The following is a 16,674-nucleotide window of genomic DNA, read 5'->3' as shown; positions in this document are numbered from 1 at the left end:
CTTTAGCTCGCGAATATTCAGGCTACCAGCATGATGAAACTAAGGGGTGCTTGCAGCACCCTTCGTCGACGTGTCGAACCAACGATAAATCGCCCTCCCACAAGGGCTTCCACAGGGCTGCAAGACCGCCACACATGGCGGAAGGCCCTCGCATTACCCTATCGCCGTTACCAGAAAGCGGTCTTGAACGAGACGCTTTCTACGTGCGATTGCCTTGGCGGGTGACGTTAGCCCATAAATGGCGATAGACTAAATGACTAATCTAGCTATTAAGAATAGCTAGATATTAAAGGCGCGAGTGGCACCCAGCTCGCGCTGTTCGATCGCCAGATAAAAGGACTGTCGTCATGACCTCGGAGTGTAGCCCGCGTTTTTTAGCCAGTGATAACACCTCAGGTATTTGCCCGGAGGCGATGGAATATCTGCTAGAATCCAATCGTTGCGATGATTTGGCTTACGGTAATGATCTCTGGACAGCACGCGCCGCGGATCGCTTTCGCGAGATGTTTGACTACGACTGCGATGTCTTCTTCGTTTTCAACGGCACCGCCGCCAACTCCCTGGCACTCTCTGCAATGGGACGCAGCTACCACAGCGTTATTTGCCACGAGCTGGCGCATATCGAAACCGACGAGTGCGGCGGTCCGGAGTTCTTCTCTAACGGAGCGAAGCTGCTGACCTCTCCTGGGGCCAATGGCAAGCTAACGCCGGAAGGCATTGAGGCGCTGGTCACCAAACGCAGCGATATTCACTACCCGAAACCTAAAGTGGTATCGCTCACGCAAGCCACTGAAGTAGGCACGCTTTACTCCCGGGAAGAGCTCATGGCGATTCGCGCCATTGCTGATAAACATGACTTGCGCCTGCACATGGACGGCGCCCGCTTTGCCAACGCTTGCGCCAGCCTAAATGCCACTCCGGCAGAAATTACCTGGCAGGTGGGAGTGGATGCGCTGTGTTTTTCGGGTACCAAAAACGGCTTAGCGTTTGGCGAAGCGATTCTGTTTTTTAACCGTGAGTTAGCTGAGGATTTTTCCTACCGCTGCAAGCAGGCAGGGCAGTTGGCTTCCAAGATGCGCTTTGTCTCAGCACCGTGGTTAGGGCTACTAGAAAGCGGTGCCTGGCTAACCAACGCACAGCATGCCAACGAGATGGCGCGCTACCTGTCGGAAGGGCTGCAAGCGCTACCCGGCGTATCGCTCATGTTCCCTACCCAAGCCAACAGCGTGTTCGTTGAATTACCGCCCCACGCGATTGAAGCGTTGAAAGCTAAAGGCTGGACCTTCTATACCTTTATTGGCGCAGGTGGCGCGCGTTTTGTATGTGCCTGGAACACCACCGTTGAATTGCTAGACGGTCTATTGGCCGATATTCGCGCGGTACTTGAGCGTTAAAGCCGTCAGTTACTCTCTTTTTTGCCGCTGTTTGGTGCCTTCAGCCCAGTGACGCCGCTGCCTATATGCAGCGGCGTCGCTGTTTTAGTGCTTTGCGTTTATTGGTGATGCCTGGACTAACGCAACTATTCGTCTGAATAATTCTCTTATCTATATCGCTGCAGCGTTGAAGGTTTTAGTCATCACTTTTTGCTAATGCTGACTACGCTAAAAAAGCGACACCTCGTTTGGCACGCCGTTGCGAAACACTTGGCTTGGCGGTGACTGCCTGGGGATGGGCCACAGGAGAGTTCCATGAGCATCTTTGATCACGTTCAAGACCGTTTTTCCCGCGTTCAGCAAGAGGACATGAGCCTTGAGGAGTACTTGGCGCTTTGTCGCCGTGATCCGAAGGTTTATGCCAGCGCCGCCGAGCGCATGCTGGAAGCCATAGGCGAGCCTGAAGTGATCGACACGGCGAAAGACCCGCGTCTATCACGTATTTTTTCCAATAAAGTGATTCGTCGCTATCCAGCCTTTGCCGAGTTTCACGGCATGGAGGAGGCCATTGAGCAAATCGTCTCCTACTTCCGCCATGCGGCCCAAGGGCTTGAAGAGCGCAAACAGATTCTCTATCTGCTTGGCCCTGTGGGTGGTGGTAAGTCGTCGCTGGCAGAGCGTCTTAAGCTGCTGATGGAGCGGATTCCGTTCTATGCCATTAAAGACTCGCCGGTCTACGAGTCGCCGCTTGGCTTGTTCTCGCCCGAAGAGGACGGCGAACTACTCGAAAAAGAGTACGGTATTCCACAGCGTTATTTGCGTAGCGTCATGTCGCCCTGGGCGGCGAAGCGGCTGAAAGAGTACGGCGGCGATATCTCCCAGTTTCGGGTAGTGCGTTTGTACCCATCACGGCTTAACCAGATCGCTATTTCCAAAACCGAGCCGGGTGACGAGAACAACCAGGATATCTCGTCGCTGGTGGGTAAAGTCGATATCCGCCAATTGGAGCTTTACTCACAGGATGATCCGGATGCCTACAGCTTCTCCGGTGGTTTATGCCGTGCTAACCAGGGACTGATGGAGTTTGTGGAGATGTTCAAAGCGCCAATTAAGGTGCTGCATCCACTGCTTACCGCGACGCAAGAGGGCAACTACAACCCCACCGAAGGCATGGGGGCGATACCCTTTGATGGCGTGATCCTGGCCCACTCCAACGAGTCGGAGTGGCAGGCGTTTCGCAATAACCGCAATAATGAAGCGTTCCTCGATCGGGTCTATATCGTCAAGGTGCCTTACTGCCTGCGGGTTACCGAAGAGATCAAGATCTATCAAAAACTGCTCGAAGACTCTTCGCTTAACGCCGCGCCCTGCGCACCGGACACGCTGCGCATGCTGGCCCAGTTCTCGGTACTGTCGCGGCTAAAAGCGCCGGAAAACTCCAATATTTACTCGAAAATGCGCGTCTACGACGGTGAAAACCTGAAAGACACCGATCCTCGCGCCAAGTCGATACAGGAGTACCGCGATGCCGCAGGCGTTGACGAGGGTATGCAGGGCCTCTCCACCCGTTTTGCGTTCAAGATTCTCTCCAAGGTATTTAACTTTGACAGCACCGAGGTGGCCGCTAACCCGGTTCATTTACTTTATGTACTGGAACAGGCGTTGGAGCGTGAACAGCTGCCATCGGAAGTGTTTGAGCGCTACCTGGGCTTTATCAAGGAGTATATGGCGCCTCGCTACGTGGACTTTATTGGTAAGGAGATTCAGACCGCTTACCTCGAATCCTATAGCGAGTATGGCCAGAATATCTTCGACCGCTATGTAACCTACGCAGACTTCTGGATTCAGGATCAGGAGTATCGTGATCATGAGACCGGCGAGTTGCTAGACCGCCAGGCGCTCAACGAGGAGCTGGAGAAAATCGAAAAACCCGCGGGTATCTCGAATCCCAAAGACTTCCGCCACGAGGTGGTCAATTTTGTGCTGCGGGCGCGGGCACAAAACAACGGTATGAACCCGAGCTGGCAGTCCTATGAAAAGCTCAAAGGCGTTATCGAGCACAAAATGTTCGCCAATACCGAAGAGCTGTTGCCGGTTATTTCGTTCAATGCCAAGGCTTCCCGCTCGGATCAGAAAAAGCACGAAGACTTTGTGGCGCGGATGGTCGATCGTGGCTACACCGAGAAACAGGTGCGGTTGCTATCCGAGTGGTATCTGCGCGTGCGCAAGTCCCAGTAAGGATGGCGTGCTTAAGATGGGCGTTTAAGGAGGTCGTATGACCTACTTTATTGATCGAAGGCCGAACGCGAAACATAAAAGCGCGGTGAACCGGCAGCGCTTTTTGGAGCGCTACCGTAAGCATATCAAGCGCTCGGTTGAAGAGGCCGTTAACCGCCGCTCGATTACTGATATGGAGCGCGGTGAGAAAGTCTCGATTCCGGCAAAGGATATCTCCGAGCCGGTCTTCCAGCACGGCCCGGGTGGGGCGCGTAATATCGTTTCACCCGGCAATAAAGAGTTTGTCGCGGGTGATAAAATCCGCCGCCCCAGTGGGCAGGGGGGCGGTAGTGGCGCAGGCGAGGGCGGCGCCTCTAATCAGGGTGAAGGCGTCGATGAGTTCGCTTTTACGCTGAGCCGCGAAGAGTTTTTGGAGTTTGTGTTTGACGGCTTAGAACTGCCCCATTTGCAGCGCAAACCGTTGAAATCGCTTGAAGAGGTCAAAATGGTGCGGGCGGGACTCTCCCGGGACGGTGTGCCGTCGCGGATTAGCATTACCCGCTCGATGCGTGAAGCCTATGCTCGGCGCATCGCTATGCGTGCGCCGATTAAGCGGGCGTTAAAAGAGGCGACTGAGGCCCTGGAGGCCGAAGAGCGCAAGGACACAGTGCTGCGTAACCCCACTCGTATTGCCGAGCTTAAAGCCGAAATTGAGCGCCTGGAGAAGCGCATCGCGGGCGTACCCTTTATTGACACCTACGACTTGCGCTACCACCAGCTAAGCGCACAGCCGCAGCCCTCCAATCAAGCGGTTATGTTTTGCGTCATGGATGTCTCCGGCTCGATGACCCAAAACCACAAAGACATTGCCAAGCGGTTTTTCCTGCTGCTGTATCTGTTCTTGGAGAAGCACTACGAGAAAGTCGAGTTGGTTTTTGTACGCCACCATACGGCTGCTCGGGAAGTTAGCGAGGAGGAGTTTTTCTACTCGCGGGAAACCGGCGGTACGATTGTTTCCAGTGCGCTGAACCTGGTGAATAAAATCATCGAAAAGCGCTATCCCGTTGGCCAATGGAACCTGTATGTGGCCCAGGCTTCCGATGGTGATAACTGGGACGATGACTCGAATATTTGCCGCGACTTACTGGTCAAACAGTTAATGCCGCAGCTTCAATATTACGCCTACGTTGAGATCACACCCCATGACCATCAGTCACTGTGGCATGAGTACGAAAGTGTGGTGAAAGAGTTCCCCGAACGCTTTGCCATGCGCCAAATCGTGGAGGCGGGCGATATTTATCCGGTCTTTCGTGAACTGTTTAAGCGCCGCTTAAGCCAGTCCTAGTGACCTTGTATACAGGTTAGTGACCGCGTGTAGAGGAGTGGGCTATGAGTGCGACCCGCAAGCGTAAGCCGATTGCCACCGGCTCTGATTGGAACTTCAGTGTACTGGAGCGTTTTGATGCGGAGCTGGCCAGGCTTGCTGATGAGTATCGGCTGGATACCTATCCCAACCAGATAGAAGTCATCACTACCGAACAGATGATGGATGCTTACGCCAGTGTAGGCATGCCGGTGGGCTATCATCACTGGTCGTTCGGCAAGCAGTTTCTGGCCGTGGAGCAGGCGTACAAGCGCGGCCAGATGGGGTTGGCCTATGAACTGGTGATCAATTCCGACCCCTGCATCGCTTATTTAATGGAGGAGAATACGCTGATGATGCAGGTGCTGGTGATGGCCCACGCCTGCTATGGCCACAACTCCTTTTTTAAGGGTAACTACCTGTTCCGCACCTGGACCGACGCCTCTTCAATCGTTGATTATCTGGTGTTTGCGCGTAAATATATCGCCAAGTGTGAAGAACGCCACGGCGTGCAGGCCGTTGAACAATTGCTGGATGCTTGCCATGCGCTGCAAAACTACGGGGTCGACCGTTATAAGCGTCCCTCGCCGATCTCAGCCGAAGAGGAAGCGAAGCGCCAGGAGGAGCGTGAAAGCTACCTGCAAACCCAGGTGAATATGCTCTGGCGTACCATTCCTGAGTCACCTATCAGCGATTCGCCGCTGGCAGCGGGGAGCCTGCATGCTGACGATGACCCGCTAGGCTTGCACAGCGGCGGTCACTATCCTCCTGAACCTCAAGAGAACCTGCTCTACTTTATTGAAAAAAATGCCCCGCTGCTGGCGCCCTGGCAGCGTGAAATCGTGCGGATTGTGCGCAAATTGGCGCAGTATTTTTATCCTCAACGGCAGACCCAGGTAATGAATGAAGGCTGGGCGTGCTTTTGGCACTACACGCTGATGAACCGGCTCTACGATGATGGCAATGTCGATGAGGGATTAATGCTGGAGTTTCTCCAGTCTCATGCGGCGGTCATTAACCAGCCAGCGTTTGATCATCCTCACTTCAGTGGGATTAACCCCTATGCCCTTGGCTTTGCAATCTTTATGGATATTAAACGGATCTGCGAAGCACCCACCGATGAGGATCGCGAGTGGTTCCCTGATATTGCAGGCACGCCATGGCGGGAAACGCTGGAGTTTGCGATGCGCAACTTCAAGGATGAGTCGTTTATCCAGCAGTTTTTATCGCCGAAAGTAATGCGCGACCATAAGCTGTTTTTGGTGGTGGATGACGATCAGGTGGAGACGCTTGAAGTCGCAGCAATTCATAATGAACAGGGCTACCGCCAGGTTCGCGAAGCGCTTGCGACCCAGTACGCGCTCTCTGTCCGCGAACCCAATATTCAAGTGGTCGAAGCGGCCATTCGTGGGGATCGCTCGCTAACACTTCATCACGTCCAGGATAGCCGCCGCCCGCTAGGCCGCAGTGTTTACCCGGTGATTCGCCATCTTCAGCAGCTATGGGGCTTCCCTGTTCATCTTGTCTCTTTGGAAGAGGGGCGGGTAACGCGGCGTTTTCATTGGCCGGTAGAGGATGAAAGCCCAGCTTCTTAGGTGCGAGTGTGCTTAAAACAAAACTACCCCGCTCAAATGGCGGGGTAGGGGTGGTTATACACTATCAGGTTTTAAATGCTTAAGCCTGAGCAGTCCAGGATTGGCACCAGCCAGAGGGTGCTACGCTATTCTCTGGAAATAGCTGGCAACCCTCAGTATCTGCATTAAAGAACATGCAGTTATCGCAGCGTTCGCCCTCTTCATAAGCGGGGTGATCGCTGGCTTCACTGGCATCTTCTACATAGTTAAGCGCTTGGGCGTTGCTTGCGGAAGGATCAAGGCGCGGCAGCTCTTGGGCGAAAGCAGTTTTAGAAAGAATGCCAGCTCCCAGTGGAAGGGCTGCAAGGCCCAACATGCTGTTGCGCATAAAGTCACGACGGCTCTTATTAGCCATGATTTCTCCTTATCGTCACGGTCTGACGTTTGGTCACGTTATCGGGTGGTTATCCACCTCTTTGTGCTCCGCATCATCTTATTAGCCGGAGCTCTCAGCTGCATCTGTTAATCAGCTATATTTTCCAACCAGCTATATTTTTTCATTCCTATACTTCAACTACATGCTAGCGGATGTATAAGGGTTGTGCGAATAGTGCAGCTTGAATAGCGACAATTGGTCACGCTGTGGCCGGGTGCTGCGCTCGCTTCCTCGTCGCTGCTATACTCTGCCCAGCTTTGATACTACTTTTATGACCATTTTCTCTTAAGGGGCGCGCCATGCAAAACGCAGTCATTTTAATCAATACCGATAAAGGCCAGGTTAAGGCAGTGGCCGAGCGCTTGGCCGATGTAGAGGGCATTAGCGAGGTGTACTCCACCTGTGGCCGCTACGACTTGGTGGCAATTGCCCGCACCCGTGATTTTGAAAGCTTGGCCGAATTGGTGACTGAGCGCTTGAACGCCGTGGAAGGTATTAGCGATACAGAAACCCTGAATGCCATGCAGGTTCACTCCCGCCACGATCTAGAAACGATGTTTTCATTAGGCTGGTGATCGGAACAGGTTTGCCGCCATTATTGTAGTTATAGTCGTTTAAGCGTGACATAAAATGATAAGCGCTCGTAAGCGCTAGCCAGGGAGTAAGAGTGTTGGGAATATCGCTTTCGAGCTGGCGTCGTCAAGGTCGACGCCTAGGCATCGCCGTGCTGTTTGTTGTGGTAGGCACAGGGCTGTGGGAGTTTCAGGAGCGCCAGCATAAAGATGCCTACACCTGGATGGGGGTGCCTACTTGGGAGGAGTTTCGCCCCACTACGATGCACAGAGTGCTGCGCAATGACGGCTACTTGGTGGGATGGTCTGATGTACGGGTCAATCCGCTGTGGGTAAGCTATCAGGTTGAAGCAGTGGAAGACTCGAGTATTGGCCCGCGGCCAAATTTTCAAGCCGATTGGCGCACGCTATGGCCAGTTGGCACAGACAGCTATGCCGGTAGCGGCTACGACCGGGGGCATTTAGCACCAAACTACGCCATTGCAGCGGTGCATGGGCGCAGCGCTCAGGTCGATACCTTCCTAATGAGCAATATGACTCCGCAACGGCCCAATCTGAACCGACAGCTCTGGCAGCGGTTAGAAGAAGCGGTGATGGATCACTTTGCGCCACGCTTTGACCGGTTGCAGGTGATTACCGGCCCCATTTACCCAGAACACTTTATGGATAACGTGTTCAACCGGGTGGGACTGGTCGAAGTGCCTTCGGCTTTTTACAAGATCATAGTGGCGCCGCACAACGAGGCACCATTAGCGTTAGCGTTCATCATGCCACAAGACGTTCGGGGCAATGAGCCGCTGGATGACTATTTGGTGACCATCGATGAGATTGAGGCACGCACAGGGCTTAACTTCTTCCCAGACTTAGCAACGGAAGTAGAGTCTGTATTGGAAGGAGAGTTGCGTATACAGGGGTGGGCACTTGAAGAAGTGGCACGACGTCCGGGCAGGTTCCAATAATCCGGGAAATGCTTCGAAAAAAAAGGGGGGACGAACAAGCATTTAATAGGGAGAGTAATGATGCGGACTGGCCCATGTAAGTCATGGTGCCCAGGAGAGGACTTGAACCTCCACGTCCATACGGACACTAGCACCTGAAGCTAGCGCGTCTACCAATTCCGCCACCTGGGCGCATCATCTAACGCTTGGATTAACTACTTACCGTTTGTGTTCGTATGGTGCCCAGGAGAGGACTTGAACCTCCACGTCCATACAGACACTAGCACCTGAAGCTAGCGCGTCTACCAATTCCGCCACCTGGGCGAACACAAACCTTGCCTAACACCTTACTGCTTATACCAATAGATAGCATAAAAGCAGTTTGGTGCCCAGAAGAGGACTTGAACCTCCACGTCCATACGGACACTAGCACCTGAAGCTAGCGCGTCTACCAATTCCGCCATCTGGGCAAGTGGCGCGTATAATACCGGGGTCATGGTTAAATGCAAGACCCCTTATGCGCTTTTTATAACGCAAATCGTATAAACTACGTCTAAGACGGTTGGGTGATTGAACGTGCAGCGCTATACTGCGCCTATGACTAAACAAAACCCTATTCATTTCAACCTATCAAGCGTTGAAATATCCAGCCCGCAACGCAACGCGTTTGCGCCTTTTTTATGCCTCTCGCAAATGACGCCATCAAGGATGTTGATCGCATGAAGTATTGGACGTTAAGTGATGATCCGCACGCCGAGCGCGAGGCGCATAAATATGGCAACCCGGCGCCAAGCAGGGAGTATTTGCTTGCAGCCTTAGAAAGCTATGGCAAGCCGATCACTCACGAAAATATGAGCCGCATGCTGGGGCTGGAAGACGAAGAACTTATAGAAGCCGTCAGGCGCCGCTTGGCGGCGATGGAGCGCGACGGCCAGGTGCTGCGTGACCGTCGTGGCGCCTATGCGCTGATCGACAAACTCGATTTAATCAAAGGAAAAGTCCTTGGTCATCGAGACGGCTTTGGCTTTTTACTCCGCGATGACGGCAAAAAGCCAGACCTGGTATTGCCCCCGCGCCAAATGCGCCGTGTCTTTCACGGAGACCACGTGCTGGCGCGCATTAGCGGACGTGATCGCCGCGGTCGTGATGAGGCGACCATTGCCGATGTGATTGCACGCAACACGCAAACCATCGTCGGCGTTTACCGGAGTAATACGCCTGAGTTTGGCATTTTGATACCGGAGAATCCGCGTATTACTCAGGAAGTGATTATTCCTCATAGCGCCTGCGGTGGCGCTAAAGATGGCCAGGTGATCTCGGCCAAAATCGTTCAGCAGCCGGCCACCCGTGTACAGCCAGTGGGTGAAGTGATCGAAGTGCTGGGCGAGCGTATGGATCCCGGTATGGAAATTGATATTGCGATTCGCAGTTACGATATTCCTGCAGAGTTTCCGCCTGAAGTGCTTGATCAGATTGCTGGCATTTCAGCGGAGGTGTTGGAAGAGGATAAGCAGCACCGCGTAGACCTGCGCGACGTACCGCTGGTTACTATCGATGACGAGTCTGCCAAGGACTTCGATGATGCGGTGTGTGCCTGGAAAACCAAATCCGGTAGTTGGAAGCTGCTCGTCGCCATTGCAGATGTTTCCCACTATGTCCGCCCAGGCACGCCGTTGGACGATGAAGGCCGCACCCGTGGCAACTCGGTCTACTTCCCTGGTCAAGTGGTTCCCATGCTGCCGGAGCTGCTGTCCAACGGGCTCTGTTCCTTGAATCCCCACGTGGATCGCTTAGTACTGGTGTGCGAAATGAATATTTCGCAAACCGGTGCGATTAGCCGCTACCGCTTCTACGAAGCCGTCATGAATTCCCACGCTCGTCTGACCTATAACAAGGTGGCCGCGATTCTCGACGAGAAGAGCGAAGAGGGTGAGGCGCTAAGGGCAGAGCATAGCGAGCTAGTTAAGCCGCTGAAAAATCTGGAAGAGCTTTACTACTTGTTGCGCGAAGCGCGTGCCGAGCGTGGGGCGATCGATTTTGATACCACTGAAACGGCCATCATCTTTAACGATGAGCGAAAAATCGAAAAAATCGTTCCGCGTAGCCGTAACAATGCTCACAAGCTAATTGAAGAGTGCATGCTGGCGGCCAACGTGGCGACTGCGCGCTTCCTGGATAAGCATGATTTGCCGGCGCTTTACCGTATCCACGAGCGACCGACCCCGGAACGGCTTGATAAGCTGCGCCTGTTCTTGAACGAGTTAGGCCTTGCTGTCGGCGGCGGTGATATGCCCACTCCGCAGGACTATCAAGCACTGCGTGAAACGATTGCCGACCGCCCTGACTTCGATATCATTCAGACGGTCATGCTGCGCTCGATGAATCAGGCGGTCTACTCACCGCAAAATGAAGGCCATTTTGGCTTGGCCTACCAAGCCTACGCCCACTTTACCTCGCCGATTCGACGCTATCCCGACCTGCTGGTGCACCGCGCTATTCGTTCGGTGATCCGAGGTCCGCGCCAAACCAACACGGTGCTGCGCGTAGAAGGCGCGCCGGTTGAGCCGCCCAGCAAGTGGTGTCCGTATACCTTTGAGCAGATGCTTGAGCTGGGTGAGCACTGCTCGATGACTGAACGCCGTGCCGACGAAGCCACTCGTGATGTAGAGAGCTGGCTGAAGTGCGAGTTTATGTCCGACAAGCTCGGCGAGACGTTCGAAGGTACCATCGCCTCCGTCACTCAGTTTGGTCTGTTTGTGCGTCTTGATGAGTTCTACGTGGAAGGCTTGGTTCACGTAACGTCGCTGCCTTCGGACTATTACCACTACGAAGCTGAGAAGCACCGCTTGAAAGGTGAGCGTACCGGCACGACCTACCGCTTGGGCGATGGTCTTACCGTCCAAGTGGCGCGTGTCGATATGGACGATCGTAAGATTGACTTTGGGCTGGGTGATGAAAAGCCGCGCCCACGCCGCCAGCCGCGTAAGAGCCGCGGTGGGGAAGAGGGTGCTAAAGGCGCTGGTGTTAAAGGTGAGAGTGGCAAAGCCGCTGGGGATAAGAAGTCCAATGGCGAGAAGCCCGCTACACGTCGCGGCCCACGCCGTACGCGCAACGGCCCACGCAAACCATCACCGAATAAGGGCTGAGTATGAAGTCGGCGTCTTCACGGCGGGGGCCCAAGACCCCTGATGGTTTGGATCAGGTATATGGCGTTCATGCCCTGCAAAGCCTGCTAGACAGGGGCGAGGCGCCCCGAGAGCTTTGGGTGCAGCAGGGGGCAGGGAGCCGTTTAAAGGAGCTTATCGCCCAGGCCCAGGCGCATGGCGCTCGAGTAAAAGAGCAGCCGCGAGATTTGCTTGATCAGCTAACCCAGGGGGCGGCTCATCAGGGAGTGGTGGCGTTTTGTCCGCCGTTAACGCCTGAAGGTGAAGAGTCGCTCTGGCTTAAGTTGCGCGCCTGGCCCTCGAATACACCACCGCTGTTGCTGATTTTGGATGGCGTGACGGATGTGCATAACTTTGGTGCCTGCCTGCGTAGCGCGGATGCCGCCGGTGCCCACGGCGTGATTGTGGCGAAAGATAAAGCCGCACCGCTCAATGCAACGGTGCGTAAAGTCGCTTGTGGCGCCGCCGAAGTGGTGCCGGTTTATCAAGTGACTAACCTGGCGCGCACCCTGGCCAAGCTAAAAGATGCCGGTGTCTGGATAACCGGTACGGCTGGCGAGGCAGAGGCCAGCGTCTTTGACATCGATATGACCGGCCCCACCGCGCTGGTGATGGGGGCGGAAGGCAAGGGTATGCGGCGTTTAACTCGCGAAGCCTGCGATAATCTTGCCAAGCTTCCCATGGCGGGGGAGGTCTCTAGCCTTAATGTCTCGGTGGCCACTGGTATTTGCCTGTTCGAGGCTGTTCGTCAGCGCCAGCTTGCAAGTTAACCGCCGTGCTACTAAGATACACGCGCCCGTTTGTTTGCAAACGGGTGTTAGCTGTCGTTGAAGTATTAGCTTTTGCTAAAATGAAAAGTTCTGTTTGATGCCCCTGTGGCCGCCTAGCGCGGTGGCGGAGCACTTCAGTTAACTCCTTGCTTCCCTGTCGTCGTTTATTGCGTTAAGCAATGGCACACAAAGGAAGCTGTCAAACCGCAAGGAGATCCCATGCGTCATTACGAAATCGTGTTTATGGTCCACCCGGATCAAAGCGAGCAGGTGCCGGCAATGGTCGAGCGCTACACCAGCATCGTTACCGAAAACAGCGGCACTGTGCATCGTCTAGAAGATTGGGGCCGTCGTCACTTGGCTTACCCGATCAACAAGATCCACAAAGCCCACTACGTGCTGATGAACGTTGAATGTACCGGCGAGACCCTCGACGAGATCGAGAATATCTTCCGTTACAACGACGCCATTATCCGCAGCCTGGTTGTTCGCTGCAAAGAAGCTGTTACCGAAGCTTCCCCGATGATGAAACCGGCAGAAGAAAAACGTCCGCGTCGCGAAGAAAAACCGCGCGCTGAAGAAGAAGAAACTGCCTGATTTTATTCACTGCACGTTTTAAGGAGCTAGTCCATGGCACGTTTTTTCCGTCGCCGTAAGTTTTGCCGCTTCACCGCTGAAGGCATCAAGCAGATCGATTACAAAGATCTGGACACGCTGAAGGCTTACATCACCGAAACCGGCAAGATCGTTCCAAGCCGTATTACCGGCACCAAAGCACGCTATCAGCGTCAGTTGGCGACCGCTATCAAGCGCTCGCGTTATCTGGCACTGCTGCCCTACTCCGATAGCCACCAGTAAGCGTTTAACGTGATGCTGGCACTAGCCCGATGGCTAATGCGGGGCACGCCTTACGCTGCAGGCGGGGCGGCCTTAGCAACGCTAGTGCCTTGGCTGTTCTGGTTAGGTGCAGCCATCGCCGCATTGATGACGTTGCGCAGAGGTTTTGCCCCTGCGCTACCGGTCATCATCGCTGCAGCACTACCGGCCGGTTGGTGGTGGGCTCAGGGTGATGTGATTCCGCTTGCTAGCTTACTGCTGGTTACGCTGATGGCCGTTATCCTGCGCGAGAGGATGCGTTGGGGGGAAACCTTGATTGTGGGGACATTGGTCGCCGCTGTCATGGTTCAACTCGGCATCTTCAGTCCGCCAGGTGGCACTGAGCTAATGCTTGAGCAGTTGCGAGAAGGTTCAGAAGAAGTGGATCGCATGCTCACGGAATTTGCCAATCAAGGCTACGACACTCAAACCATCGCTGCACTGGTGGTGGGGGGCGTAACCGGGCTTGTAGTGCTGTTGGCAGCCATAGTGTGCTTGGCACTTGCGCGGAGTTGGCAGGCTGGGTTGTACAACCCAGGTGGCTTTCGCGAAGAGTTTCACGCACTGCGCTTGACCCCTAAAGAGCTGGCCGTGCTGGTCGTCATTGGGGTGATAGGTATGCTGCTAGGCGCTCATGCGCTGGCGATGCTTGGTTGGATTCCGCTGTTGGTAGCTGGCGTTGCGTTAGTGCACGGGTTTATTGGAATAAAGGGGATGAACGGGCTGTGGCTGGTAGCATTTTATGTGCTACTGATCACGACCTGGCCCACGATTCTCATTGTGCTGCTGTTGGGGCTGATTGATACATTCGCGAACGTTCGCGCACGCCTTGCCCGCAGCAACTGACAAGAGGTTTACGAGATGGAAGTCATTCTGCTCGACAACATTGGTAAGCTGGGCGGCCTGGGTGACAAGGTCACCGTGAAGCCTGGTTATGGTCGTAACTACTTGGTGCCTTACGGCTTAGCCGTACCGGCCACCAAAGACAACATCGAAGCGTTTGAAGCACAGCGTGCTGAGCTCGAAGCGCAAGCCGCTGAGCGTAAGGCAGAAGCCGAAGCGCGCGCTGAGCAGCTAAACGACATCGAGCTGTCTTTGGTTTCCAAAGCAGGCGATGAAGGCAAGCTGTTTGGTTCTATTGGTCCGCGTGACCTGGCCGACGCGATTTCCTCTGCTGGCATCGATGTTGCCAAAAGCGAAGTCCGTATGCCGAATGGCCCGATTCGCCAAACCGGCGAATACGACATCGCCCTTCACTTGCACGCTGAAGTGGATGCCGTTGTACGCGTAGTGGTAGTTGCAGAGTAATTGAGCGAGTAATTAAGTTAGAGACGACGTAAAGTCGTTACTAACTGCAGCTAATACAGCTGCCTCAAAAGGCGCGGGGTTTCTCCCGCGCCTTTTGTTTTTCTGGTTATTCGCTATTTTGGGCGTTGCCAAAACTATCTAGCGAATCCCCGCTGGGTATTTTAAGACAACGCCTTGATCATGTTGGTAGTCGCGCTGTATGCGACTAAGATAAGCATCTTCACCGGCTACGCAGTAGTGTTTAAAGGAGCTCGCTATGCAGGACCAGCCTTCTGCTGATACAGAAACGGCAGCGTTAAAACTGCCGCCGCATTCATTAGAGGCGGAGCAATCGGTACTAGGCGGGCTCATGCTAGACAACCAGGCCTGGGATAACGTATCAGAGCGGTTGGTCGCTGATGATTTCTACCGCTATGAGCACCGTTTGGTGTTCAACGTGATGATTCATCTGGCTGAAGCCGGTCAGCCGCTGGATGTGGTGACGCTTTCCGAAGCGCTGGAAGCGCGTGATCACTTGGATACGGTCGGTGGTTTGGCGTTTCTAGCCGAACTTGCCCGTAATACGCCCTCTGCCAGTAATATTCGCGCCTACGCAGATATCGTGCGTGAGCGGGCTACGCTGCGCAAGTTGATCCGGGCGGCTAATCAAATTGCTGATAGTGCGTTTACTCCCCAAGGGCGCCCGGCTGATGAGCTGCTCAACGAAGCCGAGCGGTTAGTGTTTCAGATTGCCGAGGAGCGCCCCAAAACGGGCGGCCCCATTGGCATGAGCGATCTATTGACCAAGGCGGTGGATCGTATCGATGAGCTGTTTAATCTGAAAGGTGAAATGACCGGGCTATCCACCGGTTTTCGTGATCTGGATGAAATGACCACCGGGTTACAGCCATCCGACATGGTGGTCATCGCCGGACGACCCTCGATGGGTAAAACGACCTTTGCTATGAACCTGGTTGAACATGCGGTGATTTCAAGCGACAAGCCAGTCATGGTGTTCTCCATGGAGATGCCCGCAGAGTCGCTCATGCTGAGGATGCTATCGTCCCTGGGCCGAATCGATCAAACCCGTGTGCGTACCGGGCAGTTGGAAGACGAGGATTGGCCGCGTTTAACTTCTGCGGTCAACCTGCTTAAAGACAAACAGCTGTTTATCGACGATACCGCAGCCTTATCGCCTAACGAGATGCGCTCAAGGTTGCGCCGTGTGGTGCGTGAACATGGCAATATTGCGCTGGTCATGATCGATTATCTTCAGTTGATGCAGATCCCTGGTTTTAGCGAAAACCGCACCGGTGAGATTTCCGAGATTTCGCGCTCCTTGAAGGGGTTGGCGAAAGAGTTTAACTGCCCTGTGGTGGCCCTTTCTCAGTTGAACCGCTCCTTGGAGCAGCGCCCCAATAAACGCCCGGTGATGTCGGATCTGAGGGAATCTGGTGCGATCGAGCAGGATGCCGACGTCATTGCCTTCGTTTATCGCGATGAGGTCTATAATCCAGATAATCCCGACAATCAGGGGATTGCTGAGTTAATTATCGGTAAGCAGCGTAATGGCCCTATCGGCACGGTGCATATGGCCTTTATCGGCAAATATACCCGCTTTGAGGATTTGGCCCCGGATAGTTACGGCCAAGCGTTCGGCGACTAAGTAAATGATGACTGGTTTGTGATGACAGGCTAGTGATAAGTAGCTTGAGGATAGGGGGCGAGTTCGTATAATGCCTCACCCACGATATGTAAAAACGGGAGCAGCAAATGGCAGGTGGATTTCGGCGCGGTAACCGGCAGCGTCTTCCTAAGTTAGAAGGTCGCGGTGAGCTAGAGGCGATAGAGCGCGAAGGCCCTTTTAAAGAGTGGCTAGGTATGCCGGATCTTTATCGCTACCATTTAGTGGTCGCAGGCGAGAAGTATAGTTACCAGACTGAAGATGGTGAGCTGCCTGTGACGGTGGGTGATAAGGTCGTGTTCCGTTACAAAGAGACTAAAGGCGGTAACTGGATTGACCGCAATTCGCTTGGCAAAGCCATCGACCCCTCTGAATATCAATAATCAATTGATATCTTGACCTTCCGGTCAGGAACTCTCT

The 16,674-nt window shown here is 54.1% G+C and carries 15 protein-coding genes and 3 tRNA genes; 14 read left to right on the top strand and 4 right to left on the bottom strand.

Annotated elements, in window-relative coordinates:
* Window positions 1–347: 347 nt before the first annotated feature.
* From SR894_RS13325 to SR894_RS13310, 4 genes are all read left to right on the top strand, one after another.
* Complete coding sequence (locus SR894_RS13325) at window positions 348–1,394, top strand: threonine aldolase family protein (RefSeq protein WP_133730177.1); 1,047 nt, start codon at window positions 348–350, stop codon at window positions 1,392–1,394.
* A gap of 294 nt (window positions 1,395–1,688) precedes the next feature.
* On the top strand, window positions 1,689–3,611 hold the full coding sequence (locus SR894_RS13320; RefSeq protein WP_088699075.1) for a PrkA family serine protein kinase: 1,923 nt from the start codon (window positions 1,689–1,691) through the stop codon (window positions 3,609–3,611).
* 37 nt (window positions 3,612–3,648) lie between these two features.
* Window positions 3,649–4,935 carry a YeaH/YhbH family protein gene (locus SR894_RS13315; protein WP_133730178.1) on the top strand — a complete coding sequence of 429 codons (1,287 nt, stop codon included), beginning with the start codon at window positions 3,649–3,651 and terminating at the stop codon, window positions 4,933–4,935.
* 44 nt (window positions 4,936–4,979) lie between these two features.
* Window positions 4,980–6,548 (top strand): SpoVR family protein, encoded by a 1,569-nt coding sequence (locus SR894_RS13310; RefSeq protein ID WP_133730179.1) that lies wholly within the window; start codon window positions 4,980–4,982, stop codon window positions 6,546–6,548.
* A 79-nt stretch (window positions 6,549–6,627) separates the two neighbouring features.
* Here SR894_RS13310 and SR894_RS13305 read toward each other — a convergent pair whose 3' ends face one another.
* Window positions 6,628–6,942, bottom strand: a complete 315-nt coding sequence (locus SR894_RS13305) for a high-potential iron-sulfur protein (protein ID WP_133730180.1) — start codon at window positions 6,940–6,942, stop codon at window positions 6,628–6,630.
* A 320-nt stretch (window positions 6,943–7,262) separates the two neighbouring features.
* On the opposite strand from SR894_RS13305, the gene SR894_RS13300 reads away from it, so the two are divergent.
* Both SR894_RS13300 and SR894_RS13295 read left to right on the top strand, forming a co-directional pair.
* A complete protein-coding gene (locus SR894_RS13300) occupies window positions 7,263–7,538 on the top strand; it encodes an Lrp/AsnC family transcriptional regulator (RefSeq protein ID WP_008958975.1) in 276 nt (91 codons plus the stop codon).
* A gap of 95 nt (window positions 7,539–7,633) precedes the next feature.
* Complete coding sequence (locus tag SR894_RS13295) at window positions 7,634–8,494, top strand: DNA/RNA non-specific endonuclease (protein ID WP_133730236.1); 861 nt, start codon at window positions 7,634–7,636, stop codon at window positions 8,492–8,494.
* 84 nt (window positions 8,495–8,578) lie between these two features.
* Here SR894_RS13295 and SR894_RS13290 read toward each other — a convergent pair.
* The 3 genes from SR894_RS13290 to SR894_RS13280 form a co-directional block, all read right to left on the bottom strand.
* A tRNA-Leu gene (locus SR894_RS13290) sits at window positions 8,579–8,665 on the bottom strand.
* A gap of 45 nt (window positions 8,666–8,710) precedes the next feature.
* A tRNA-Leu gene (locus SR894_RS13285) sits at window positions 8,711–8,797 on the bottom strand.
* A 59-nt stretch (window positions 8,798–8,856) separates the two neighbouring features.
* A tRNA-Leu gene (locus SR894_RS13280) sits at window positions 8,857–8,943 on the bottom strand.
* Window positions 8,944–9,192: 249 nt separating this feature from the next.
* On the opposite strand from SR894_RS13280, the gene rnr reads away from it, so the two are divergent.
* The 8 genes from rnr to SR894_RS13240 all read left to right on the top strand — a co-directional run bounded on the left by rnr (window position 9,193) and on the right by SR894_RS13240 (window position 16,637).
* Window positions 9,193–11,619 carry a ribonuclease R gene (gene rnr / locus SR894_RS13275; RefSeq protein WP_133730181.1) on the top strand — a complete coding sequence of 809 codons (2,427 nt, stop codon included), beginning with the start codon at window positions 9,193–9,195 and terminating at the stop codon, window positions 11,617–11,619.
* Between the two features lie 2 nt (window positions 11,620–11,621).
* The gene (gene rlmB, locus SR894_RS13270; protein WP_133730182.1) at window positions 11,622–12,407 is read left to right on the top strand and encodes a 23S rRNA (guanosine(2251)-2'-O)-methyltransferase RlmB; all 786 of its coding nucleotides are present in this window, start codon (window positions 11,622–11,624) and stop codon (window positions 12,405–12,407) included.
* A gap of 219 nt (window positions 12,408–12,626) precedes the next feature.
* Window positions 12,627–13,004, top strand: a complete 378-nt coding sequence (gene rpsF, locus SR894_RS13265) for a 30S ribosomal protein S6 (protein ID WP_133730183.1) — start codon at window positions 12,627–12,629, stop codon at window positions 13,002–13,004.
* Between the two features lie 33 nt (window positions 13,005–13,037).
* Window positions 13,038–13,265, top strand: a complete 228-nt coding sequence (rpsR, locus tag SR894_RS13260; protein ID WP_008958980.1) for a 30S ribosomal protein S18 — start codon at window positions 13,038–13,040, stop codon at window positions 13,263–13,265.
* 12 nt (window positions 13,266–13,277) lie between these two features.
* Window positions 13,278–14,129 (top strand): hypothetical protein, encoded by an 852-nt coding sequence (locus SR894_RS13255; protein WP_133730237.1) that lies wholly within the window; start codon window positions 13,278–13,280, stop codon window positions 14,127–14,129.
* Between the two features lie 15 nt (window positions 14,130–14,144).
* Window positions 14,145–14,591, top strand: a complete 447-nt coding sequence (gene rplI, locus SR894_RS13250) for a 50S ribosomal protein L9 (protein WP_133730184.1) — start codon at window positions 14,145–14,147, stop codon at window positions 14,589–14,591.
* A 256-nt stretch (window positions 14,592–14,847) separates the two neighbouring features.
* Complete coding sequence (gene dnaB, locus SR894_RS13245; RefSeq protein WP_009287667.1) at window positions 14,848–16,236, top strand: replicative DNA helicase; 1,389 nt, start codon at window positions 14,848–14,850, stop codon at window positions 16,234–16,236.
* Between the two features lie 107 nt (window positions 16,237–16,343).
* Window positions 16,344–16,637, top strand: coding sequence for a hypothetical protein (locus SR894_RS13240; protein WP_022522725.1), 294 nt, complete (start codon window positions 16,344–16,346; stop codon window positions 16,635–16,637).
* The last annotated feature ends 37 nt before the right edge of the window (window positions 16,638–16,674 follow it).

The sequence above is a fragment of the Vreelandella neptunia genome, assembly GCF_034479615.1.
GTDB classification, from domain to species: Bacteria; Pseudomonadota; Gammaproteobacteria; order Pseudomonadales; family Halomonadaceae; genus Vreelandella; species Vreelandella neptunia.
Note: the sequence above shows the minus strand (reverse complement) of the source record. Positions and strands in the feature narration are given on the sequence as shown.